Source organism: Rhizobium giardinii bv. giardinii H152 (assembly GCF_000379605.1).
Classification (GTDB): Bacteria; Pseudomonadota; Alphaproteobacteria; order Rhizobiales; family Rhizobiaceae; genus Pararhizobium; species Pararhizobium giardinii.
Genome location: NZ_KB902645.1, coordinates 1 through 1,145, shown reverse-complemented (window position 1 = coordinate 1,145; position 1,145 = coordinate 1). Strand labels below are relative to the sequence as shown.

Genomic DNA, 1,145 nt, shown 5'->3' with positions numbered 1-1,145 from the left:
CTACCGAGCGTAGGCGTCTCCCAGAACCAGCTTCGCGTATTCGTTCATTTGCTGCACCGAAGATGTCATCATGCCCGAGGGAGCAAGGTGCTCGACCAGCTTTTCGATACGCATCAGTAGCTTGCCTTCTTGTATGAAATGGTGCCTGAACACTGGAACAGGCTTTGCCGACGCGATATATGTTCGCTGCAGCCCGTCAAGAGTGCCTTTCGATAGCTGGATGTCCAGCATCAAACTCAACATCATGTACGGTGCGGTGAACCATCCGAACGTGGTGCTTCCCAGGGAGTATGCAATCACCGCAATCCGGTTTGGATCGCGTTTGGTCGGGTAGAACTCAACGGGTTGGATGACGTGTGGGTGATGACCCAAGAGGAGATCTACTCCCGCTTCGACCAGTGCGTGTGCGGCCTCGATCTGACTTTCACGAGGGAAGAACTCAAATTCCCAACCCCAGTGGAGAGAGCCGACGATAAAGTCGCACCCTTGCGCTTTGCAATCCGCGATCTGTTGCTTTAGGAGCTCCAGCTCGGGAGCGACATATTTTGAGCAGAGCTTGGCTACATGAATGCGATGTTTCTGATGCACTGGCAGCTTGAATCTACGGATTCCAAACGTTGCTGAGACAAATCCAATTTTGATACCATTGATCGTCAAAATGCTTCCGCGACCGTGCTCTTCAATATCTCGCGGTGTGCCAATATTCATGATTCCATCTTGTTCGAGCAGCTTTTGTGTCGTTTCCAAGCCCGCAAGATCAAGGTCAAACGTGTGGTTGTTTGCAGTATTAAGGACGCTGAAACGTTTCCCGTTGTGCTGCGTCAGCGTCGAATACTGCGCCTTTGGACAGCACATTGTGAAGGAGCGGCCGTCACCTAGAGCCTTCTTGACGATGTCGTCTTCGGCCACCACCGACTCATAGTTTGCAAACGAGAGATCTTTTTCGAAAAGTATGTCGGCTACACTTGAAAACAGTATATTCTTGGATTGCTCAAGGCCTTCCGCCTGAATTAGATCGCCAGCCGCACCCATAGTGAGGGAGCACTCCGTATCGAAGTCGCGAGGCAACGACACGACGGAGCTATCCCGGCGGTTCATCAGCGCATGAGCGCCCTCCTCTGGCTTGGTGATAGGCCGCGCGCTCT

At 52.5% G+C, this 1,145-nt stretch carries 1 protein-coding gene; it reads right to left on the bottom strand.

The window, feature by feature from the left end; translation table 11 throughout:
* The coding region (locus A3AY_RS0112870; RefSeq protein ID WP_018326073.1) for a CapA family protein at window positions 1-1,145 on the bottom strand (1,145 nt) is incomplete at its 5' end.